This is a genomic window from Flavobacterium marginilacus (genome assembly GCF_026870155.1).
Lineage (GTDB): Bacteria > Bacteroidota > Bacteroidia > Flavobacteriales > Flavobacteriaceae > Flavobacterium > Flavobacterium marginilacus.
The window spans coordinates 587,740-611,861 of sequence record NZ_CP113975.1 but is presented as its reverse complement, the minus strand read 5'-3'; the positions used below and the strand labels follow the sequence as shown (position 1 = coordinate 611,861).

Annotated in this window: 17 protein-coding genes; 5 read left to right on the top strand and 12 right to left on the bottom strand. The window is 34.6% G+C overall.

The window, feature by feature from the left end:
• Positions 1 to 9: 9 nt before the first annotated feature.
• Complete coding sequence (locus tag OZP07_RS02690; protein ID WP_281637193.1) at positions 10 to 3,192, bottom strand: SusC/RagA family TonB-linked outer membrane protein; 3,183 nt, start codon at positions 3,190 to 3,192, stop codon at positions 10 to 12.
• A 348-nt stretch (positions 3,193 to 3,540) separates the two neighbouring features.
• On the opposite strand from OZP07_RS02690, the gene OZP07_RS02685 reads away from it, so the two are divergent.
• The 4 genes from OZP07_RS02685 (at position 3,541) to OZP07_RS02670 (ending at position 10,826) form a co-directional block, all read left to right on the top strand.
• Complete coding sequence (locus OZP07_RS02685; RefSeq protein ID WP_281637192.1) at positions 3,541 to 6,279, top strand: glycosyl hydrolase; 2,739 nt, start codon at positions 3,541 to 3,543, stop codon at positions 6,277 to 6,279.
• A gap of 13 nt (positions 6,280 to 6,292) precedes the next feature.
• Positions 6,293 to 7,417, top strand: coding sequence for a glycoside hydrolase family 88/105 protein (locus OZP07_RS02680; protein WP_281637191.1), 1,125 nt, complete (start codon positions 6,293 to 6,295; stop codon positions 7,415 to 7,417).
• Between the two features lie 70 nt (positions 7,418 to 7,487).
• The gene (locus OZP07_RS02675; protein WP_281637190.1) at positions 7,488 to 8,822 is read left to right on the top strand and encodes a right-handed parallel beta-helix repeat-containing protein; all 1,335 of its coding nucleotides are present in this window, start codon (positions 7,488 to 7,490) and stop codon (positions 8,820 to 8,822) included.
• 198 nt (positions 8,823 to 9,020) lie between these two features.
• The gene (locus OZP07_RS02670; RefSeq protein WP_281637189.1) at positions 9,021 to 10,826 is read left to right on the top strand and encodes a prolyl oligopeptidase family serine peptidase; all 1,806 of its coding nucleotides are present in this window, start codon (positions 9,021 to 9,023) and stop codon (positions 10,824 to 10,826) included.
• Between the two features lie 158 nt (positions 10,827 to 10,984).
• Here OZP07_RS02670 and OZP07_RS02665 read toward each other — a convergent pair whose 3' ends face one another.
• The 11 genes from OZP07_RS02665 to OZP07_RS02615 all read right to left on the bottom strand — a co-directional run bounded on the left by OZP07_RS02665 (position 10,985) and on the right by OZP07_RS02615 (position 22,939).
• Entirely contained in the window at positions 10,985 to 11,881 is an 897-nt protein-coding gene (locus OZP07_RS02665) for an alpha/beta hydrolase family protein (RefSeq protein ID WP_281637188.1), read from the bottom strand.
• Positions 11,882 to 11,964: 83 nt separating this feature from the next.
• Positions 11,965 to 12,417, bottom strand: coding sequence for a D-aminoacyl-tRNA deacylase (dtd, locus tag OZP07_RS02660; RefSeq protein ID WP_281637187.1), 453 nt, complete (start codon positions 12,415 to 12,417; stop codon positions 11,965 to 11,967).
• Between the two features lie 2 nt (positions 12,418 to 12,419).
• Positions 12,420 to 13,097 carry a DUF4276 family protein gene (locus OZP07_RS02655; RefSeq protein ID WP_281637186.1) on the bottom strand — a complete coding sequence of 226 codons (678 nt, stop codon included), beginning with the start codon at positions 13,095 to 13,097 and terminating at the stop codon, positions 12,420 to 12,422.
• Position 13,098: 1 nt separating this feature from the next.
• Positions 13,099 to 14,493: an AAA family ATPase gene (locus OZP07_RS02650; RefSeq protein ID WP_281637185.1), complete on the bottom strand. Its 1,395-nt coding sequence runs from the start codon at positions 14,491 to 14,493 to the stop codon at positions 13,099 to 13,101.
• 62 nt (positions 14,494 to 14,555) lie between these two features.
• Positions 14,556 to 15,533, bottom strand: coding sequence for a ribosome small subunit-dependent GTPase A (gene rsgA, locus OZP07_RS02645; RefSeq protein WP_281637184.1), 978 nt, complete (start codon positions 15,531 to 15,533; stop codon positions 14,556 to 14,558).
• 244 nt (positions 15,534 to 15,777) lie between these two features.
• Positions 15,778 to 16,860 carry a bifunctional 3-deoxy-7-phosphoheptulonate synthase/chorismate mutase type II gene (locus OZP07_RS02640; RefSeq protein ID WP_194641138.1) on the bottom strand — a complete coding sequence of 361 codons (1,083 nt, stop codon included), beginning with the start codon at positions 16,858 to 16,860 and terminating at the stop codon, positions 15,778 to 15,780.
• Positions 16,861 to 16,932: 72 nt separating this feature from the next.
• On the bottom strand, positions 16,933 to 17,784 hold the full coding sequence (locus OZP07_RS02635) for a prephenate dehydrogenase (protein WP_194641139.1): 852 nt from the start codon (positions 17,782 to 17,784) through the stop codon (positions 16,933 to 16,935).
• Positions 17,785 to 17,959: 175 nt separating this feature from the next.
• A complete protein-coding gene (locus OZP07_RS02630; RefSeq protein WP_281637183.1) occupies positions 17,960 to 19,105 on the bottom strand; it encodes a pyridoxal phosphate-dependent aminotransferase in 1,146 nt (381 codons plus the stop codon).
• A 92-nt stretch (positions 19,106 to 19,197) separates the two neighbouring features.
• The gene (locus OZP07_RS02625) at positions 19,198 to 20,025 is read right to left on the bottom strand and encodes a prephenate dehydratase (RefSeq protein WP_281637182.1); all 828 of its coding nucleotides are present in this window, start codon (positions 20,023 to 20,025) and stop codon (positions 19,198 to 19,200) included.
• Positions 20,026 to 20,655: 630 nt separating this feature from the next.
• A complete protein-coding gene (locus tag OZP07_RS02620) occupies positions 20,656 to 21,981 on the bottom strand; it encodes an IS110 family RNA-guided transposase (protein WP_281637181.1) in 1,326 nt (441 codons plus the stop codon).
• Positions 21,982 to 22,330: 349 nt separating this feature from the next.
• The gene (locus OZP07_RS02615) at positions 22,331 to 22,939 is read right to left on the bottom strand and encodes an outer membrane beta-barrel protein (protein WP_281637180.1); all 609 of its coding nucleotides are present in this window, start codon (positions 22,937 to 22,939) and stop codon (positions 22,331 to 22,333) included.
• Positions 22,940 to 23,131: 192 nt separating this feature from the next.
• On the opposite strand from OZP07_RS02615, the gene gldA reads away from it, so the two are divergent.
• Positions 23,132 to 24,028 carry a gliding motility-associated ABC transporter ATP-binding subunit GldA gene (gene gldA, locus OZP07_RS02610; RefSeq protein ID WP_281637179.1) on the top strand — a complete coding sequence of 299 codons (897 nt, stop codon included), beginning with the start codon at positions 23,132 to 23,134 and terminating at the stop codon, positions 24,026 to 24,028.
• The last annotated feature ends 94 nt before the right edge of the window (positions 24,029 to 24,122 follow it).

Genomic DNA, 24,122 nt, shown 5'->3' with positions numbered 1-24,122 from the left:
CTTAATTATTTAAAATCCAACTTCAAGTCCCATAACAAAACTTCTGTTATAGTATGTTGCATCTACATCAAAATCATACCAGCTCAAAGATTGATAAATATTGCCCGGATTTAACGCCTGAGCATATAATTTCATCTTTGCTACACCAATTTTGGAAGCAAGGTCTTTAGGAAAATTATAACCCAAAGAAATATTACGAAGCTTAACAAATGCTGCATCCGTAAATCCAAGACTCCCTGAATATTTATCTTGTGATCCAGATGTTGCCTGCCCAAGAACAGGCTTTTGGAACTCTGCACCTGTGTTTGATGGTGTCCAATAATCCGTTTCACGCTGATTTGCATGAGATGTCATTGCTTCTCCTCCTAAAGATGCAGTATATCCCATACGGCCGTACATTTCAACACCCAATTCAAAACCTTTATAATTAAATGAGTTATTCCAGCCCATTGTCCAATTAGGGTTGCTGTTTCCAAGAATTACTCTATCAGCTTCTGTCATTTTGTAATCGCCATTTTGGTCTTTAGGGCGAACATTACCAACCGTAAATCTATCTCCACCAGGGACAGCATTCCACTTAGCCATTTCAGCAAGATCTTCAGGGGTGTTCTGCCATATTCCAAGGTTATCAAAACCGTATTGAATATTAATTGATTGTCCAATAAACCTTCTATCGTCTACCATGTCATTTTTACCATAAGCCAATTCTTCTATCTTATCTTTTTGCCAAGCACCAATCAAACTAGTTTCCCAGCTAAATCCATTTTCTATCTGTACAGGAATTAAATTAAGCGTGACCTCAATCCCTTTGTTACTTGTCTTGCCAACATTATCATATGTATTAGGATATCCAGTTAATGGAGGAAGAGTAACCAACAAAAGCAAATCATTAGTATACGACTTATAAGCCTCAATGCTACCGCTAATTCTGTTATTTAAGATACCAAAATCAATCCCAAGATTATATTGCGTTGTTTTTTCCCATCCAAGTTCCTTGTTAGCCATTGCAACTAAGTTTGTTGGAGTTGTATAATAGGGTTCATTAGTAGTATAAGTAATTTCGTTAGCCAACCCATTAAAAGGAACGTAGACTGAAGTGATCGGACCTTTTGATGCATAAGGCTTCACACCTGCGTTACCAGTTGTACCAACACCTAAGCGAAGTTTTAGGTTTTGAACCCAATTTACATCTTTAAAGAATTCCTCCTTATTAATACGCCACCCAAGTGCTGCTGACGGAAAAAAGTCCCATTTGAAGCCTTTTGCTAACTGAGAGGCTCCGTCCCAACGCCCTGACATTGTCAATAAGTAGCGATCATCATAACCATAGCTCAGACGCCCCATATAGGACGTAAGCTGGTATTCAGTAAGTCCAGAACTAATAGCTACTTTATTAGCAGCATTAGTAACATCTACAGTACCAAAAGCATTCCATAAAAATTTTGAATTAGGTATATTATTAGCACTCATCGATGTATTTTCAATATTCCAAGATGATGCAGTCTGCAGCAATGTAACACCAACATTGTGCTTCTCCGCTAAAGTACGGTCATACGTTATCATATTATCCAAAGTCCATGAAAAATCACGACGGTTTTGAAGCCTAGCATAATTTGCACCTGCAATTCCACCAGCACTCATCCTATTTACAGATGTTCCATCAATATAAACACCATCTCTCAAATGACGGAAATCAGGACCAAAATTTAACTTATAGCTAAGTCCTTTCAATGGCTCCCACATTTTTCCAAAATTTAGAGTACCTGAGAAATTACCTAAAATACGCATCGTTTGTGACAATTGGGTACTTTTGTCCCATTCATTCATTATTGTATAAATAGTACTTTCACCCCCTGGATTGATTACTAAATTGCCATTTGCATCATAAGGAACTGCCATGTTATAAATTGATTTAGCAGCCGCATAAATTGTATTAGGTCCCGAAGAGCTACTGCTCCCCAAAGTTGACATACCATAACTTTGCTCACTCCATGTCGTATTCAATGAAAAAGCCATTTTGAACCAGTCAACAGGAGTAATATTAGTACTAAGTTTTGCTGTGTAACGTTTATAAGACTGTCCTATTTGAGTACCCTCATTATTCAAATATCCAAATGAACCATAACTGTTCACTTTATCTGAACCACCACTTGCGCTCAAAGTATGTTCAGTTGTAATTCCAGTTTGAGTTACAAAATCTGTCCAATCAGTATTCTTTACCTTAGAAGGATCCCAAGTACCACTGGCCCAGCCATTCAAGACATTATCTCTGGTAGACTGTCCGTCAAGTGCACTGTCAAAAATCAATTTGTCATTTGCATACGTAGGAGCATCCGGACTTGCATAATTTGTAGTAGAACCTGGCATAGAGTTAAGATTGTATGCGGCCGTACGTCTGAAATTTATAAAATCCTGAGCACTCATTGAAGGCGATCTGTCAACAATATTAGATGTAGTAATCGTTCCCGCGTAATTCAAGCTGAACTGTCCTGATTTACCTTGTTTAGTAGTAACAATGATAACCCCGTTTGCACCACGAGAACCATAAATAGCTGTTGCAGAAGCATCCTTAAGGATATCAATACTTGCAATATCTCTTGGATTAAGCGTTTCAATAGAAGAAGCTGACATCAAAGGCACTCCATCAACTACATAAAGAGGATCACTATCAGCAATTATCGAACGTCTACCACGAATACGTACTGTTCCAACTGTTCCCGGACGCTGACTTGTAGTAATATCTACACCGGCAGCTTTACCCTGTAAAGCCTCAATAGCATTATTTACTGGTCTAGAAGTCAAAGCTTCTGCATTGATACTCGATACAGATCCTGTCACATCTTTCTTTTTAACCGCGGCATATCCAATAACTACTACTTCATTAAGAGTAGCTGTTTCTTCTCTTAAAGTCACATTTAAAGCATCTGAAGTTCCAACGACTCTCTCTATTGTTTTTGTTCCTGTAAAACTAAAAACTAAAATGTCGCCCGTCTTGGCATCAATAGAATAATGTCCGTCAAAATCAGAACTTATTCCTTTTTTTAATCCCTTAATCGTCACATTTGCTCCAGGAATTGGTAATCCAGTTGGGTCTGTAATTACTCCCTTTATGGCCTTATTCTGCGCATATGTTACCGTTTGTAACAAAGCAAACAAAACCATAAAAACCCAAAGACTTGTTTTATTTTTCATAAAAAGTTAAATATAGGTTAATATTAATCCTCAAAATTATTTATCATTATGACGCTTACTATCCTGCAGTATCCTGTAACATGACTATGTTTTATTGTATAGAAATCCTTAATAAAAACAAATCTCTTGTTAAAATATTCATAATAAGTTGTTTAGGTGTTGTTAAGAATTATTCAAAAAAAAATATTTTTTTGAAATAATTTCATAAAATATTGATTACAAAAAAATAAAATTTTAAGAAAGTCTCAATTTTAACAAACAGGACGCAACAGGACACCTATTAAAGCACATAATTCTATTTTTACGTTTCTTTATATCCATACTATATCAACAACTAATTAGCCACAAATGATAGTCAAAAAAGCTAGTTTATTTACAGTAATCGCATTAACATTTATTTCTATAACTTCTGCACAAACTGTATCTAAATTTCGTTTGCAGGAAATAAGCAATATCAATCAGCCTTGGGCCCGATGGTGGTGGATGGGAAATGCCGTAGACAAACCCGGCCTGAAAAAAAGTTTAATCGATTTTCACAAAGCGGGAATCGGCGGTGTAGAGATTACTCCCATATACGGTGTAAAAGGCGAAGAAAATAATTTTATAGATTATCTATCGCCAAAATATATGGAAATGTTAGGCTATACTGTAAAAATTGCAGACAGCCTGAAAATGCAGGTCGATATGGTTCTTGGAACGGGCTGGCCTTATGGAGGTCCGCAGGTTACACTTCCTTATGCAGCAACAAAACTAGTTGTAGAAAAATACCAAGTTAAAAAAAACGAACTTTTTAATAAAGAGATAAAAGCCGATCCTGAAAAAGAAAAAATACCAGCACAATTAATATCGGTTTCAGCATATGGAGACGATGGGTCTTATTTTGACCTGACAGACCAATTAAAAACAAATCTGCTGAACTGGAAGGCAAAAAAAACAAATTACACCCTGTATGCCGTTTTTGCAGGTAAAACTGGACAGCAGGTAAAACGTTCAGCACCTGGAGGTAAAGGATACACTTTAGATCATTATTCGGAACTTGCTTTCAACGAATATGTTGTTCCTTTTGACAATGCATTAGTAGGATTTGAAGGAAAGTTAAGAGCCATTTTTAACGACAGTTATGAAGTATATGGAACCGATTTCACTCCTTTGTTTCTTCAGAAATTTAAAAAACGCAGAGGGTATGATTTAAAAATGCATATTCCGGAATTGTTAAGCGAGAACGACAATGAAATAGGCAACAGAATTAAAAGTGATTATAGGGAAACTATTTCTGATTTACTGTTGAATAAATTTGATCTCCCTTGGACAAAATGGGCAAACAGCAAAAATTACAAAACCAAACTGCAGGCACATGGATCACCTGGGAATTTAATCGATTTATACGCTTCTGCCGATATTCCAGAATGCGAAACCTTTGGATCAATGCCTTATGACATTCCAGGTTTTAGACGTGAAAAACAGGATATCCGCGAAGGCGATGCTGATCCGGTAATGCTGAAATTTTCATCATCTGCAGCGCATATTTCAGGAAAACCTTTAGTTTCTTCAGAATCATTTACATGGCTTAGAGAACACTTTAAAACCGCGTTGTCACAATGTAAACCCGAAGTAGAAGACTTATTTTTAAACGGTGTCAATCACGCTTTTTTACACGGTTCTACTTACTCTCCAGACAGAGCTGCGTGGCCAGGATGGAAATTTTATGCTTCAGTAAATTTCAACAGCAACAATACTATTTGGGAAGATGCTCCTGCATTATTTTCTTATATCGCCAATTGTCAATCTTTGCTTCAACAAGGAAAACCGGACAATGAAATTTTATTGTACTGGCCTATTTATGATGTTTGGAGTAAATACGACAAAGGCTCTCTGTTTATGCAGTTCAAAATTCATTCTTTATCCGAATGGCTTTATGGAACTTCATTTTATGACACTACCAAAAACTTAATGAGTAAAGGCTATAGCGTCGATTTTATTTCGGATTCCTTTATAAAACAGGCAGTTGTAAAAGACGGATTAATAGTTTTGCCAGGCGGAAATTTCAAATCACTGGTTGTCCCAGTCTGCAGAACAATGCCATTGGAAACATTAAAAAAGTTAATCGATTTAAAGAAAAATGGAGCTAAAATTATCTTTGAAGGACTGCCGGAATCTGTTCCTGGATTTAATGAATATGAAAAACAAAATTTAGAACTTCAAAAGTTAATTACCGAAAATAAAGATGTAACTCAGACTTCTTCAGATATCTTAAAGAGTTTGAATTCAGAGAATATCAATCCTGAAAGCTTGGTCAATACAGGATTAAAATTCACACGAAGAACTCTTGACAACGAAAAACTATATTATTTAGTAAATCATACCAATAAAACTATTGAAGGAATGATTCCATTACAAATCGGTAATAAAGAAGTAGTCATATATGATCCGTTAACTAATCTGTACGGCAATGCTATTGTGCAAAAATCGAATGATCAGACACTTGTAAAACTACATATCGAAGCTGGAAAATCACTGATACTGATTACAGAAAATACAGCAAGCCAGCAAAAATGGAACTATTGGGAAACAGCATCTGCTACAGTTCCTTTAAACGGAAAATGGCAGTTAAATTTTGACAAAGGCGGACCTGAACTTCCACAGCCTGCTGAAATAACAGCCTTGGAGTCCTGGACAAAAGTATCACCGCAAGCCGAAGCCTTTTCGGGTTCTGCCACTTACACTTTGCAGTTTGACAGTCCAAAAACCACTGCCGAAAATTGGACTCTAAATCTTGGCGATGTCCGCGAAAGTGCCAAAGTTTGGTTAAACGGTACATTTATCGGAACGGCTTGGTCTGTTCCTTATCAATTAAACATTGGCAGATTGAAACCAGGTAAAAACGAACTTAAAATTCAGGTTACTAATCTGGCTGCCAACAGAATCCGCGATATGGAACTCAAAGGAATAGAATGGAAAATATTTTATGAAATCAATATGGTTGACAAGGATTATAAAAAATTTGATGCAACCAAATGGGATCCGACTCCTTCAGGATTGTTAGGTCCTGTTTCTATTACTCCTTTAAAAAACGAAATCACGAAATAAATCAATACCAAAAATGAAGAAATTAATTTTATTTATCACGTCAATTTTAGCCTATACTACTGCGACGCAAGCACAACAGACATTCGACAAAAAAACAGTTTTATCTCAAATGGAATTGGCTAATAAATATTTTATGGACAAATGGCCTGATACTGGCAAAACCATTATTACCAACAAAGAACGCCCAAGCAACATATGGACACGAGGAGTTTATTATGAAGGATTGATGGCTTTGCATGAAATATATCCAAAAGACATTTATTATAACTATGCATATGATTGGTCAGAATTTCATAAATGGGGTTTTAATGGCGGTAACACGACTAGAAATGCCGATAATTATTGTGCTGCTCAGACTTACATCGATTTGTATAATTTAGAACCAGATGCAAAAAAATTAAAAAATACCAGAGCAAATATTGCAATGCTTCTCAATACGCCTCAAAACAATGACTGGTCATGGATTGATGCCATACAAATGGGAATGCCAGTTTTTGCCAAAATGGGCGTATTAGAAAAAGACAATCGTTATTTCGAGAAAATGTATGAAATGTATATGTTCTCCAGAAATAATCATGGAGATCATGGTTTGTTTAATCCAAAAGACGGATTATGGTGGAGAGATGCGGATTTTGATGCTCCATACAAAGAACCAAACGGCGAAGACTGCTACTGGAGCCGTGGCAATGGCTGGGTTATTGCTGCTCTTGCAAAAGTGCTGACGATAATTCCAAAGAACGCTCCGCATAGAGATCAGTATGTAAAAGATTTACAGGCTATGGCCAAAGCCTTAGTGCCAATTCAAAGAACAGACGGATTTTGGAATGTGAGTTTACATGATCCAACTAATTTTGGAGAAAAAGAAGCTTCTGGAACTGCTTTGTTTGTTTATGGAATCACTTACGGAATCAACAGTGGCATCTTAGATAAAAAAATCTATTTACCAGTTGTTGAAAAAGCCTGGAACGCATTAACAGCCGAAAGTCTGCATAAAGATGGTTTCTTAGGTTATTTACAATCTACTGGAAAAGAGCCAAAAGACGGTCAGCCGTTAAATTATGATAAAATCCCTGATTTTGAAGATTATGGATTGGGCTGTTTCCTGTTAGCTGGGTCTGAAATTTATAAAATGAAGTAATACTAATGATTAAATAGTAAAAAGGGAGGTTTAACAGCTTCCCTTTTTAATAAACAATAATCCCATCATTATGAAATATAGAATTTTACTTGTCCTCATTTTTTTGAAAAGCTTTCTTCTGTCAGCTAAAGAATTTTATGTTGCTCCTCAAGGAAATGATACTAATGATGGCAGCATTACAAAACCCGTTGAAACCATCAAAAGAGCACAGAAATTAGCTGATTCTGGAGATATTGTTTATATAAGAGGCGGTATTTACACTATGAGAGAAGACCAAATTGCTGAAAAAAAAGGCATTATGGCTTATGTAACTAAATTGGATAAAAACAACATTTCTTATTTAGCCTATAAAAATGAGATTCCGGTATTTGATTATAAAAATATTAAACCAGCCGGCTTTCGAATAATTGCTTTTTTGGTAAGCGGTAATAATATTCATGTAAAAGGTATTGAAACAATAGACATTCAGGTTACAATTAACTCGCACACGCAATCAGAATGTTTTGAAATCAGAGGAAGCAAAAACATATTGGAACAGCTGAAAATACACAACAATATGGCAATCGGAGTTTATATGCTGAGCGGTTCAGATAATCTGATATTAAATTGTGATGCTTATAATAACTGGGACTCTGTTTCTGAAGCCGGAAGAGGCGGAAACACAGATGGATTTGGTGCTCATCTAAAAAAAGGAAGCGTTAATAATGTTTTTAGAGGCTGTCGTGCTTGGTTTAACAGCGATGACGGTTTTGATTTAATCAATAATGCCGAACCTGTTTTAATAGAAAACTGCTGGGCTTTTTATAATGGTTTTTCATCTGATTTTGTAAGTCGCGGTGACGGAAATGGTTTTAAATCCGGTGGCTACGGTAAAGGCCGAAATCCCTATAGCAACCTTATTGCTAATTACGCTCCAATTCCTAAAAACACAATCCGCTTTTGTCTTGCTGTAGGAAATAAACAAGGCGGTTTTTATGCTAATCATCATTTAGAAGGGAACTATTGGCACAATAATACTGCTTATAAAAACAGAGTAAACTATGATATGCTTAACTGCGTGGCATTTAACCCAAATGATTTTGGAACAGACGGTCCTGGCTGGAATCATGAATTGGCAAACAACTTAGGCTTCGCTGCTAAAGTAAAGGAATTAGGAAATATTGATAAATCCCGCTGTATATTGAAAAACAATTATTTTGATTTAGCAGATATTTCAATTACAGCTGCTGATTTTTTAAGTCTGGACGAAGCTTTACTGACCGCTCCAAGACAAGCCGACGGAAGTCTTCCTAACAACGATTTTTTAAAGCTGGCTCCTTCAAGTAAGCTTATAAATGCGGGAACCGATATTGGCTTCCCTTTCAATGGAGAAGCTCCTGATTTAGGCTGTTTTGAGAAAAAATAAATACTAAAATATGAAAATAGCCTAAACTATTTTTTTTATGTTTCATTATTATTAATTTTCAGTTTTTATGCGCATTGACAAGAATTCTGCAGAAAGAAATACCATGTTAGTTTCGGGTTGAAAATTTAAAACTAAAGACGCCGATGGAGCATACGCAATTAAACTATAGTTACATTGTAGAAATAAAATTTTATAAAAATGACAAATAGAATTAACAAAAGAATACTTTTTGGAACAATACTTTTTTTTGGATTTTCCATTAACGGTTTTTCACAGGAAAGTGCTGCGTTTCCATTATGGGATCAAATTCCGGGAGCTATTAAAAATGACGCTTACAAAGAAGAACCGCGACTGGATGCTCAAGGCAATCGAACAGGAATACGAAAAGTCACAGAACCCACTTTGATGCCTTTTTTGGTGAAAAATGATTCAGGCAAAAACGCTGCAGTTGTCATTTGCCCAGGCGGAGGCTATACCGTTTTGTCGATTGACAAAGAAGGAATCAATATTGCAAAATGGTTTAACTCGATAGGAGTTTCGGCTTTTGTACTAAAATACCGTTTGCCATCAGATGATATTATGACGGATAAAACTGTTGCACCGCTTCAGGATGCTCAGGAAGCCATACGAACATTACGCCGAAATGCAGTAAAATGGAATCTTGATGTTGCTAAAATTGGAATCATGGGATTTTCTGCAGGAGGTCATTTGGCATCAACGGCATCGACTCATTATCTGGATAAAATATATGACAGCAAAGACGATATTAGCGCGCGTCCTGATTTTTCGATGCTGATTTATCCTGTAATTTCTATGGAAGATGGAATTACACATAATGGCTCCAAAGAAAATCTTTTAGGGAAAACCGCTTCTGCAGATTTAATTGCAAAATATTCGAATGAAAAAGTAGTAAACGAAAATACGCCTCCTGCATTTTTAGTACACGCCACAGACGACAAAGCAGTTCCAGTGGAAAACAGCATCAATTATTATTTGGCTTTGAAAAAAAACAAAGTTATTGCTGAGATGCATTTGTATCAAAACGGCGGTCATGGTTTTGGTTTAGGAACAAAAGGAACACAGACGTATTGGTCCGCTGCCTGCAAAAATTGGCTAATCGCGAATAAAATTTTAGAAGAAAAACAAACTTATTTATTTTCTTATTTTAAAGGAAATGGTGAAGACGGACTTCATTTTGCCAGCAGTACTGATGGTTACGAATGGCAGACCTTAAAAAACGACACTTCCTTTTTAACTCCCGAAGTTGGTAAAGACAAGTTAATGAGAGATCCCTGCGTTATTAAAGGCGGTGATGGTTTATTTCATATGGTATGGACGGTAAGCTGGACTGACAAAGGAATTGGCTATGCTTCATCCAAAGATTTAATTCATTGGTCAAAACAGGAATTTTTGCCAGTAATGGAATATGAAGCGGACACACGGAATACTTGGGCTCCCGAAATTACTTTCGACGAAAAATCAAGAACCTATATGATTTATTGGGCAAGTACAATTGAAGGGAAATTTCTGGAAACCAAATCTGAAGAAGAAAAAGGATACAATCACCGAATCTATTATACTACAACAAAAGATTTTAAAAAATTCAGCAAAACAAAACTCCTTTATGAGCCTGGCTTTAATGTGATCGATGCTACTATTTTGAAACAAGACAAAGGGTATGTGATGTTTTTAAAAGATGAAACCAAAGTTCCTGTACAAAAAAATCTTAAAGTTGCTTATAGCGATAAATTGACTGGTCCATATTCAAAAGCAAGTACTCCGATTACAGGAAATTACTGGGCAGAAGGACCAACTGCTATCAAAATTGATGGGAATTGGGTTGTCTATTTTGACAAATATACTTCAAAAAAATACGGAGCTATAAAACAAACCGAAACGGGCTGGGAAGATATTTCAGATAAAGTTTCATTTCCACAAGGAATGCGGCACGGAACTGTTATCAAGGTTGATCCAGAAATTATTGCCAATCTGAAAAAAGAGTAATTCATTTTTCGGGAATTATCGTTCCCTTGCTACAAGAAGTTTGGGGTTGAATTATGCCTTGTTTTCAGATTTGCCAAAACTCCCAGCGACAAGACCATTTTTAAATTAAAGCAAATGCCCAAATCTCCTGTAGCAAATATTGTATTGCAGACAGTAGTTTATTTTGATGTTTTAGATTTCTTAATATTTAAGGTTCTCTGTTTTATCCATTGAATTGAAATATCAAAAGGTGTTGTATCACTGTCAAATACAGTATTGTGACCTAATGCTGAAAACAAAGTATATTCAAAAGGTTTGCCTTGAACTTTGAATGTATTCAATTGTTCTATACACATCTTTACCGGAATCTGTATATCTTTTTCTCCAAATAACCAAAGTCCAGGAATTGAAAGAGTGCTGAGAGATTTTTTTGGGTCAGTCGCCACAAATTGATATCTGTCTGGGTCATTTTTAGTATGTTCACGAGCATCTGTTTCTGTATGATTTTCCCAAAAATTATTATTCCCATTAGTATAAAACTGAAATCGAAGCTGTTCTAAAGTTGTAATTGTTGGACAACTAAACAAAACCATAAATTCTATTTGCGGGTTTTTACTCGCTGTAATTGGGATTATCCATCCTGCTTGACTAAAACCAACTAATCCAATTGGTGTTTTTTTATCTTTCAAATAAGTTCGAAATGTATTTACTGCAGAATTTGCATCCTGCGATAATAAATTAAGATTAGTCGTATCAATATTATTCGTGCCAACAGTTGGCCCTACATACACCCCGCCTGATTCTCCTACTCCACGTTTATCATACGTCAATACAGCAATGCCTTCTTTCGCAAGACGCTTAGCAAATTCCAATTCTCTTTTTACAGGATCTGACCCGTGTACAATTACAACTGCTGCAATTGTTTTTTTAGGCTTTACAATTGAGCCTGCAAGCGTGACACCCTGACTTTCAAACTTTACCTCTTGAATGGTAAAGTCAGATTGCGAAAATGCAATTTCTGGCAATACCATTAATAATAACCAAAAAAATATGCTAGAAAAAAAGTTAGTGCTCATTTTTAGTGTAATTACAATTTAATTTTGATTGGTCTTTGTTAGCATTGCCACAACTATCAGGTAGTTCCCGAATTTTTTATCTGTTACTCCCTATTTTTACTGTCCATTATAATGGTAACAGGACCGTCATTAAGTAATGCCACTTTCATATCGGCGCCAAAAAGACCCGTTTGAACTTTCCTGCCCAGTTCTTTTTCCATCTGACTCACAAATTTTTCATACATCGGAATGGCAATTTCTGGTTTTGATGCCTTCAAATATGACGGACGATTTCCTTTTTTGGTCGAAGCATGAAGCGTAAACTGCGAAACAATAATTATCTCACCGTCAATGTCTTTTACAGAAAGATTCATTACGTCGTTTTCATCTCCAAAAATGCGGAGATTACAAATTTTTTGGCAAAGCCAAATACTATCTTCCTGATTATCGGCATCTTCTATTCCTACTAAGACAAGAAGTCCTTTTTGGATATCGGCTATTTTATTTCCTTCTACAGTCACAGAGGCTGAGGAAACTCTTTGAATAACTGTTTTCAAAATTATTTGTGGTAAAAATTTAATTCCCTAAGTTGGTCAATTAACGAATTTTTAAATTTGATATAAGAGCCTAGTTCTTCAAGCTTTGAAATTTCTGTTTTCTGACCAATAATCTGATACAAATCAGCAATTACCATCCCGTTCTTTCTTTTTTTCTTAACTTGACTTTCTTTAGAAATACGGATTATATTTTCGATTACCGCTTTTGGATTGGCTATTTCTTCGGGTTGTTTATGAATTCCTAAATCAAAATCAGACATTTCTATACCAATTTCATGCTTTAAAAGTTCTTTATCAGCCAACATCCAAGATTCAGTCATTTGGACGGGAACTATTGCAACTATTTTTTTACAAACCTCATTCTCATCTTGCTGATTGACGAATTCTTTTGCTGGTATAATTCTGTTTCTAAAAGCATCCAAATCGTCTGTATTATCCGAATCAGTATGAACAAATAAAATTAATACCCCAAAATCATTTTTTGATTTTTGTGCAGCTTTAAGAACTTGTTCATTAAAACTTAAACCCGCCTTTTCTATTTTGATGATTTGTAATTCGGTTTCAATATCGCCTGAACAATCAAAAGCTACATTTTCTAAAGTTGTTTTTACAACGCTTTCTAAAAAACGAATATCAGTTGTTCCTTCTGTAAAAAGACCTGTTAAAAGAAAATTACTCATATTAAACTATATTATACTCAAAATCAGCTGTTTTTAAATAATCTTGAACAATAGAGAGTGTTAATTTTCGGTCTTGTTCTGAGAAAACTAAATTTAATTGTTGCGTATTTTCTTTAAGCACAGGACTTATTTTTGTTGAATTCAATTTTAATCTTGTCTCATCAATATCAGAAATAGAAGTTCTCATTTGAGCATACAAAATACTTACATTTAAGTTATTTTCCCATTTCAACATATTACCAACTAATACTGGAGAATGTGAATTTACTATAACCTGACGCAGTGGAGTATCTATTTCATCAAAATCAACCGACAAATCTTTTAATAATTCTGTCATTGCCTTTATTCTAAAGGGATGTATCCCGTTTTCAGGCTCTTCAAAACAAAGTAATCCTGTATGTTTTTCATCAAACTCTAATATGCACAGAGCTAAAATTCTTAATGTGCCTTCTGAAAGTACTCTTGAGGAGAATTCTTTCTTATCTTTATCCTTTAATTTTATTAAATATTGTTTGTTTTCTTTATCATCAATAACATCAACTTCAATAAAATTAGGCAAAAAACTATTTAATTTTCTTGAAATAGCAACAAGATTAAATTTATCTTCCTGCTTAATTCGAAATAAAGCAGCGGCTAAATTTTTTCCACTAACCGAAATAATGTCTTCCCCATTATTTTTACTTGTTGCCTGTCTTAAATCTTCAGGATTAAGCTGAAGAAATTTCCAACTTTTCATTTCTTCTTTAGCCGCCAAAACGTGAGGGAAATCAATTGTATCAAAACTACTTAACACTGTTCTAGTAGCATTACCTAAAGGAAATCTTCTTTTATTTCCAGTTGTTCCATCTTGAGAAACTAATATTACAGGTAAATCATTTTCAATTTCAGTTTGAATATATGGAATACCTCTTTTTCCTGTAACCACTTTTGGCCTCCAAAACTCTAATGTCTTTTTAGGAATTAATTTAATCCAATTATCCTCTTGATGATTTAATTTTATCAAATTCTCTTTAGAAACTGTCAATTCCTCAATACCAGATGAATTAGTATATCTTCTAATTGACAATTCATAACGTAATCTAGTATATTTTAATTTACCATCGTTACCCCATGCGTCTTTTACCTTTTTATTAACCAACATTTCAATAATAAATTCTATTTCGTTGGCATAATTATCATCTCCATATTGCGTAAACAACTCAATGAATTCACCCCTTTGCTTGCCAAATTCTCTTTTTATACTGTCAGTTTCTGCTAATCTCGACAGTAAACTTAAAGCATCAAATAAATTGCTTTTCCCAGATGCATTTGCACCTGCAATTACAGTAAAAGGAGTGAACTCCATTTCAAAATTATGGAAGGATTTAAAGCCATTTATTTTTATGTATGTTATCATTTTATAGGCGTTAAATGTTTATAAAATCTAAATGCAATATAAGAAAATTATAAGACTTTAAATTATTTCCTCGACTCATCACTTGCTTTTCTATCCTCGTCATAATTATCAGTGCGGTAATGTTCATCATCACCTTCAAGGATTTTAAGGTAGCTGTTATAACGCGACCAAGCGATTTCATCGTTATCCAATGCAGCTTTTATGGCACAGTGCGGTTCTTCTTTGTGAAGACAGTTATTGAACTTACATTGGTCTTTAAGCCTAAAAAATTCAGGAAAATAACCGCTGATTTCTTCTTTTTCCATATCAACAATCCCAAAACCTTTAATTCCCGGCGTATCAATTATTCGGGCGTTGAAACTCAAATCATACATCTCTGCAAATGTTGTGGTATGCTGTCCCTGTTTGCTTTGTTCTGAAATTGTCTTGGTTTTCAGCTGTAATGTAGGCTCCAAAGCATTGACCAAAGTAGATTTCCCCACACCGGAATGTCCGGAAAACATCGTTACCTGATCAATCATTAGCTGCTTTAACTCTTCTACACCTTTATTTTGGGTGGCAGAAACTCTTAGACATTGATAACCGATTTCCTGATAAATATACTGCAGATACAGCTGTTCATCCAGCATCGCATCATCAAAAGTATCTATTTTATTAAAAACCAAAATCGTTTCTATCCCATAAGCTTCAGCAGTAACCAGAAATCGGTCAATAAAACTGGTCGTTGTGGGAGGATTATTTATCGTAATCAAAAGAAAAACGCGGTCAATATTAGACGCAATAATATGCATTTGATGCGAAAGATTCACAGATTTTCGAACGATATAATTCTTTCTGTCGTGAATCTTGTGAATGGTTCCCGTAACATTGTCCGAGGTTTCTTCAAGCTCATAATCGACAATATCACCTACAGCAATCGGATTGGTACTTTTAATTCCCTTAATTCGGAATTTCCCTTTCATACGGCATTCAATGAAATCACCTTGTTCGGATTTTACGGTATACCAGCTTCCTGTAGATTTATAAACGGTTCCTGTCATAGAGGATTTTTGATTGAAGATTAACGATTTTATATTTATGATTTAAAACCTAAGATTTTGCAAAGATAAAATGATTTTTGATTGAAGATTAACGAATTCTGATTTATGATTGAAAATCTAAGCCTTTTGATTGAAGATTTTCGAAATAAACAAAAAATCCCAAAACCTTAAGCTTTGGGATTTAATAAAATCTAATTTTTCAACTAACAAAATCTGAAATCAAAAATTGTTAAATCTGAAATCATTACGAATTCAAGATTCTCTCTTGGTGTTCGATACTTTCCTGGTGAATAGATTTGAATAATTTAGTGATAAATTCTTCTGTCAATCCTTTTTTAGCACCTTCTGCTACCATTTTGGCTTGAATTTCGTTCCAGCGGTTGTTTTGAAGAATCGCTACGTTATTGTCTTTTTTCACTTGACCAATTTCATCAGCAACTTTCATACGTTTTCCTAGCAAGTCTAACAAATTAGCATCCAAAACATCGATGTTAGCTCTTAATTTTGTCATTTTTTGCTCAAAATCAGCTGTATCTCCGCTCACTTTTCTTACTTTCAAATCTTTGAAAATTTGTTTCAAAGCATCTGGAGTAACTTGTTGTGCGGCATCAGACCAAGCATTATCCGGATCATTATGAGTTTCGATAATCATACCATCATAATTCAAGTCCAAAGCCTCTTGAGTCACTTCAAGAATCATATCACGGTTTCCTGTGATATGTGATGGATCAATGATTAAAGGCAAATCAGGGAATTTATTCTGCAATTCGATAGCAATCTGCCATTCTGGAATATTTCTGTATTTTGTTTTTTCGTAAGTAGAAAAACCTCTGTGGATAACTCCTAATTTTTTGATTCCGGCAGCATATAAACGTTCAACTCCTCCTAACCATAAAGCCATATCTGGGTTTACTGGGTTTTTAATCAAAACGATTTTATCCGTTCCTGCCAATGTATCAGCAATCTCCTGAACCGCAAATGGATTTGCAGTTGTACGGGCACCAACCCATAAAACATCGATATCATTTTCCAAAGCTAATTTACAGTGAGCTGCAGTAGCAACCTCAGTTCCCATAAGCAAACCAGTTTCTGCTTTAGCTTTTTTAAGCCATTTCAATCCAATTTCTCCAACACCTTCAAATCCTCCTGGACGAGTTCTTGGTTTCCAGATTCCAGCTCTAAAAACACTAACATCAGAATCTTTCAATTCATGAGCAATTTTCAAAACCTGCTCTTCAGTTTCAGCACTACAAGGTCCTGCAATTACGAATGGATGAGACAATTTGAATTCGTTCAACCAATCTCTCATTTCTTTCTTGTTTTCCATCTTTTCTAAATTTACTTTTTATTATTTTTATGTGTTGTTATTATTGATATTGCAATTGATTTTTGTAATTGCTTATTTTTTCATTCCGTTTAATATTTCTCTTATTTTATTTACGCTCTGCATTTCATTATAAATCGCTTCGTAATCATCATTCACCAGAAGCTCCTTAAAGTTAGACAAATTTGCGATATATTCCTCTAACGTCTTGACTACCTGTTTTTTATTCTGCTTAAAAATCGGCGTCCACATTGCTGGTGAACTTTTGGCCAGACGAACGGTGCTTTCAAATCCGGAACCTGCCATATCAAAAATATCCTGCTCGTCCTTTTCTTTATTGATTACCGTTTTCCCAAGCATGAACGAACTGATGTGTGATAAATGCGACACATAAGCAATATGTTTATCATGCGATTTCGGATCCATGTAGCGGATTCTCATTCCGATTGCCGAAAAAAGCCACAATGCTCTCTCTTGTAATTTAAAAGCTGTTTTTTCAACCTCACAGATGATATTCGTTTTCCCTTTAAACAACCCTCTGATTGCTGCTGAAGGTCCCGAAAACTCTGTTCCAGCAATAGGATGCGTGGCCATAAAATTTCTCCTCTTCGGATGATTTTCAACTGCTTCACAAACTGGAATTTTAGTCGAACCTACATCAAAAACAATAGCCGAGTCCGAAACCAAATCCAAAACCTTTGGCAAAACCACAATAGCTATGTCCACGGGAACCGAAACAATAACTAAATCTGCCTTGGATAAGTCATCAAAAATAGCTGTATCATCAATAACTCCAAGCGCAGCTGCCTCTTGCAAATGCTTTTCATTAGTGTCAATTCCAAAAATTTTAGCATCAGGATTCAAATCTTTAGCGTCTAGTGCTATTGACCCACCTATTAATCCAACACCTATTACATATATATTCATATTCTAATTTTTTGGAGCTAATCCTGCTATTCGTTGCAATCTTTTATCCCGAAAAAAAATCGGGATAAAAGGATTTCCACTGCTATCAGGGCTAGGAATCCCATTTTCTCAACAACTTTATATTTTCCAATTTTAGTTTGTCATTTCTGATAAACTGCAATCTGAAGTCAGTAATCTAAAATCTATCTATCGCTTCCTGCACTTTCTCTTCTTTCACACAAAGCGCAAATCGGATATATCCTTCTCCATTGCTTCCGAAAATAGTTCCCGGCGTGATAAAAATTGATTTTTCATACAATATCTTATCTATAAAATCCTCAGCCGAATCAATTCCTGCCGGCAATTTTGCCCAGACAAAAAGACCAACGCCTTCTTTGTATACTTCACAGCCTAACTTTTCAGCCAGCTGTTCTGTCAAAATTCTTCGTCTGCGATAAATTTTGTTCATATCTTCAAACCAGGATTTGTCACTATTCAATGCTGCAACAGCCCCTTTTTGAATTCCGTAGAACATACCGCTGTCCATGTTGCTTTTTACTTTCAGCACTGCATCAATAAGACTTGCACTTCCTAAAACCATTCCAACTCTCCATCCCGCCATGTTGAAGGTTTTACTCAAAGAATTCAGCTCTAATGCTACATCTTTTGCTCCTTCCACCTGCAGTAAACTCATTGGTTTATCATTCAAAACAAAACTATAAGGATTGTCATTGATCAATAATATATTGTGTTTTTTCGCAAATGCTACCAATTTTGCAAACAATTCCAAACTTCCTCTTGCTCCTGTCGGCATGTGAGGATAACCCAGCCACATGATTTTTACTTTTGACAAATCCAGTTTTTCCAAAGCTTCAAAATCAGGTTCCCAATTATTAGCTTCTTTCAAATCATAATAAACCGGCACAGCACCAACAAGATTAGTTACCGAAGTATAAGTAGGATAACCCGGATTTGGAATCAGAACATGGTCTCCTTCGTTCAGGAAAGCCATAGAAATATGCATAATCCCTTCTTTGGAACCAATCAATGGCAAAATTTCAACAGCAGGATCCAGCGCTACTCCATAATTGTTCTGATAAAAATCAGCCATTCCTTTTCTAAGTTCCGGCAGTCCCTGATAACTTTGATACTGATGTGCATTTTCGTCCTGCATTGCATTTACAACAGCATCAATAACCACCTGTGATGGTTTTAAATCCGGACTTCCAATTCCCATATTGATAATTGGTTTTCCTTCTGAGGCTAATTGTCTCACTTCTCTCAATTTTGATGAGAAGTAATATTCTTCAACTACATTTAAACGTTTTGCTGTTGTAATCATAATTTTATTTTTTTTGCTTTAGGCTGTACGCCTTACGCTTTATGCTTTCCTATTATAACTTTCGACTTGTGACTTTCGGCTTTCAGACTTATTTACGGTTTGGTATTTTTATATTCTCCTAACACTTTAAAATACTCCGCCATAATTTCTAATAACGATTTGGCTTTGGCAAAATCTTCGTATTTATCAAAAGTTACATCAACGAAAAACGAATATTTCCAAGGCGTTTCAATTTTTGGCAGCGACTGAATTTTAGTTAAATTCAGTTTGCAGTCACTCATTACATTCAAAACTGCTGCTAAACTGCCGCGTTTATGATCCAGTTCAAATTTTATCGAAGCTCTGTTTATTTCATTTTCGTCAACAAAATGATTTTCTCTGTTGATAATCACAAAACGGGTCATATTATTATTTATCGTTTGGATTTCAGGAGCCAGAATTTGCAAATCATACATTTCAGCAGCAGTTTTACTGGCAATCGCTGCAATTCCTTTCAGCTGTTTTTCATGTATTCTTCTGGCTGTTTCGGCAGTATCTTTGTCTTCAACCAATTTTATGTTTGGGTATTTTTTCAAAAACTCCATACACTGCAGCAACGCCATAGGATGTGAATGTACTTCGTGAATATCTTCTATTTTCTGGCCTTTCAGTGCCATTAAATTTTGATGAATGCTTAAATAATGTTCACCAATGATATGTAGATTATTTTTATCAATCAATGCATAGTTTGGAATTATCGGTCCAGCAATAGAATTCTCAATAGCCATTACCGCCTGATCTGATTTTCCAGATAACAGACTAGCTACCAGTTCTTCAAAAGACATGCATTCATCAACACTTACTTTACTGTCATAATATTCCTTAACCACTTGATGGTGGAAAGATCCCTTAATTCCCTGTATTGCAATTTTCGTTTTCATTGGGTCAAAAAAAAATCCTGATTTTCATCAGGATTGTATATTATTTTTATTTGTTTCTTTTATTTTCAAATAACCATAGCACAATCCCTTACTTCCTAAAGAAGAAATAAAAAGAGTTGCTAAAATAAAAACGGTTATTAGACATTGTATTGTATTATTTGTGTTTCAATTATTTGATGCAAATGTATAACATATTTTGGCTCGCCCAAAATAAAAATAATATTTTGTATAACAAAAAAAGATTTCTTTGTGAAACTGCTTATAAAACTACTATTTAATAAAAAAGAAGCTTTATAAGCGAATAAAATTATTGATTTTAAAATGAAAACTCCCCCAGAAATCATGGATTATTCCAAGAACAGCTTTTTTTTGAAATTTTATCCATAAAAATTTTGATAAAAACGATTTCACCTATTACTGAATATCGTTATAACTTCGTAAAGAATAGAAATAAGTTATCGAAATAACGAGTTACCTTGAAAACCAAACTACTATGGACTGAAAGTCCATAGATTTGGTTAGGCAAACAGAAAGTCTGCAAGGTTGGATTGCGAAAATTGATGAAATTTTGCCACAGATTCACAGATAAAAAATGATTTTAAAATCTGTGAATTCTATCTAACTCTTTTTTTAAATCACTGATAAATAATTAGTTTCTATTTTGTATTTTTTTATCATTTTATTTATTTGTAAAATCTTTTTAGTCTTCATTTCTTGAATATATTCTTCTGTATTAACAGGACTATAATGCGTTCTTTTCACAATCATATTCCACATTATGATGGCAATTTTTCGAGCTGTTGCCGTGATTGCAGCCCCTCTTCCTTTTTTGTATGCAACTCTTTTAAAAAACAACATCAAATACCCCTCTTTTTTCCTGTCAATTGAATTGGCTGCATTTCTTAAGGTCAATGCAAATTTATTTTTGCCTTTAGGAGTTTTACTGCTCAATATTTTCCCTCCGCTAATTTTATTATTAGGAGCTAATCGAAGCCAGCTTACAAATTGTTTTGCTGTTTGAAATTTGTAAATATCAGTTCCTACTTCTGCCAAAAAACTTGCAACTGTTCCTTCGCTAATGCATTCGATAGCAAATAAATCTACACCAAATAATTTGCAGCAATGAGATTGAACATCCAGTTGTATTTCTTTTTTTCGACTTCTGTTCTTTTTTACCATTTCGATATTCTCAGGTAAGACAATTTCTTGTGTCTGCTGTTGTAAAACTTCATTTATCTTTAGGCTGTTTTTCTTTATTTTTTCTTGTATAAAAAGATAAATATCAAAACAATCCGATAATTCATGTAATAATTCAGGATTGATTTTTCCTTGTAAAGCATCCGCTATTTCCTCCTTGCTTTTCTTTACTGGTTTGTCGCAATTCTCAGCCAATTTTTCACCAGATGTTTCTCCAGACAAAATAGATTTGATGATTCGAATGCCTGAAACTCCTACAATATCGCTTATAGCAACATCTAATCGAAAATTCATTAAGCGTAATGCTTTTTGCATTTTGTTTACATATTTAACACTTTCTTCCACCAAACTTTCGCCATGTCGATGTAACGTTCGAATTTGCAAAGTACTTTCGCAAGGAAGGAAAGATCCTCTCAATAATCCTAATGAATGCAATTTCTGTATCCATTGAGCATCTTTTACATCGGTTTTTGCTTTCAAGTTTTTTGTTTGGGTTCCTTGAACCAAAATAACTTCAAATCCTTCACTTTGTAATAGCATGAATAAAGATTGCCAATAACTCCCAGTGGATTCCATGGCAATGGTTTTGATTTGATTCGTTTTAAGAAAAACAACTAATTCAGTTAGTCCCGATCGATAAACATTGAACTCTTTAATTTGATTGTCTTCTTGTCCAACTGCAACAAAATGAGATCGGGAACCAACATCAATTCCTGCCGCATTTGTATTTAAAACTTGCATTTTTTTAAAATTTTCCATAAATCTGTTTTTTAAAAATGCGAGGAAATGTAATATCTTTGCTAAAATTATTCTATACGAGATAACAAAATGTTTCATCATTAATTGTCTCAAAGGGCCTCCTACCAGAGGCCTTTTTACATTTCTACCAAAATCTGTGAGGGGATAGATTCACCATTTTACAAATAGGCTTCACACGCTTACACAAGTTAGCAACTCTTTGTCAAAGTCACACCACTTTCTTGAAATCTGTGGCAAAAACTTTTTTAGAAGCTAAAGCAAGATGCACTGAAAGTGCATAGTTTTAAACTCTATTTGAGACCAATAAAAAGCATCCGCAAAAACGGATGCTTTTTTAAAATAAGATAGACTAGAAATTTTTTGAAAGTCCTATATTAAATGACTGTCCAAAATTGAAATAAAAATTACTGTTCTTTCCATTATTTTGATCACTCTTTGTGTTTGAATATGTTAATCCGCCAATACCAAAATTTAATCCAAAATTGTTTTTAATATTTAAAAATAAACCGGGTGCAAAACCTGCATAAACGCCATCAAACGTATTTGTAAAAGTAACTGGATTAGAAAAAGAATTAGTGTTAGTTTCTTTACTGTTCTTGTAACCTGCGCCTAAATCAGCATACAGCAAAAACATTTGACTAAGTGATTTTGAATATCTGACAAAAGCTCCAACTGAGTAGTTTTTACTTATTCTTTCTTGATTATTCATTGCATTTTCTTGATAAGTATATACATTTTTATCAGATGAAAATCCAGATTCAATCCCGACAGTCCAATTATCCTTGAACTGATATCCTATTCTCGGAGAAAAACCGAATCTATCAGTCTTACTTTCACTTGAATTATTAGAATCTTTACTAGACCAAAAGCTCACATTTCCAGATACAAAGTAAGTACCTTTTTGAGCATTTGCAAAGCTTACCACAGCTAAAGCAATAACAAGTAGCATTTTTTTCATAATTTATTTATTTTGTTTGTTAAAAATTAGTAATCTCTTAACAAGAACTGTGCCAGTATTTACTAATTTTCACACAATTAACATCTGTGTAAGCTGTATTGAATAGGTATGTTAGCTGTCAATTAGCATAAATTTTTCCGATTCATAGAGAACTATCTATTTTCTAATTACTTTTGCAGTAAATAAAATTTTATGTCAATAGAAGTAAAAAACATTTCGAAAAGTTACGGTGCTCAAAAAGCATTGGACAATATTTCTTTTTCTGTAAAAAAAGGAGAAATTGTTGGTTTTCTGGGGCCAAATGGTGCCGGTAAATCAACTTTGATGAAAATTTTGACGACTTATATCAATGCTGATTCTGGTGTAGCACTCGTGAACGGATTTGATGTAAACACTGATGAAAAATCAGTACAGCTTTCTATTGGCTATCTGCCGGAACATAATCCGCTGTATCTGGATTTGTATGTGAGAGAATATCTGGCTTTCAATGCTGATGTATATAAGGTAGAAAAATCAAGAATTGAAGAAGTGATTCAGCTTACAGGTTTACAAAACGAAAGCCATAAAAAAATAGGACAATTATCCAAAGGTTACCGTCAGCGTGTGGGACTGGCCAATGCCTTACTGCATAATCCCGATGTTTTGATTCTGGACGAACCTACTACGGGACTGGATCCAAATCAATTGGCCGAAATCAGAAACGTAATTAAAAACGTTGGCAAAGACAAAACGGTTTTCCTTTCGACACATATTATGCAGGAAGTGGAAGCGATCTGCGACCGCGTAATTATTATTGACAAAGGACAAATTGCTGCCGATAAAAAACTGGAAAATTTAATCTCTGCCGATAAAGAACAAGTAATCGAAGTTGAATTTGACAAGAAAGCAGAAGAAGATCTTATTGCTGAGATTCCGCATTTAAAATCTTTCAAAAACACTCATGGGTTTTCTTGGGAACTGACTTTTGTTTCTGAAAAAGACATGCGCCCGACCGTTTTTGATTTCGCTTATGATAATGGATTGAAGACTTTACAATTGAACCAAAAAAATAAAAATCTAGAAGCTGTATTTAGAGAGATTACTAAATAATTGTTGTCGATTTTAATCCTCAGTTTACAAATAAAAAGACAAGCTAATTTACTTTTTTATACAAGCTTGTCTTTTTAGCCGCTAGAAATTAATT